Source organism: Corallococcus sp. RDP092CA, from assembly GCF_041903675.1.
Taxonomy (GTDB): domain Bacteria; phylum Myxococcota; class Myxococcia; order Myxococcales; family Myxococcaceae; genus Corallococcus.
In genome coordinates this window covers 1-252 of the sequence record NZ_JAYESI010000188.1, presented here as the reverse complement: position 1 = coordinate 252, position 252 = coordinate 1, and the positions used below count along the sequence as shown (strand labels likewise).

At 66.7% G+C, this 252-nt stretch carries 1 pseudogene; it reads right to left on the bottom strand.

Annotated features, from left to right (window positions below):
* Window positions 1–119: pseudogene (locus U8525_RS34725) on the bottom strand (IS4 family transposase); the annotation flags it as partial.
* Window positions 120–252 lie beyond the last annotated feature (133 nt).

Genomic DNA, 252 nt, shown 5'->3' with positions numbered 1-252 from the left:
ATGGTGAATCTCCGGGCGTAGACGTCCAGCACCTCCTGGGCAGTGGCGTCCGTGAAGCTGGTGGCCAGGCACCAGGAGTCCTTCATTCCCTTGCGTTTCACACACACCACCGCCCCCACCGGCACCAGTAACCGTTCACCGGCTCACGCTGCGTGCGCGAGCTGAGGGGCCTCCGCGAGAGGTAGCAGTGAGGGTGGCTGCAAACCTCGGCGGTGCGCGCGCAGCGAGTCCGTCAGGAAGTCGAGCACGCCC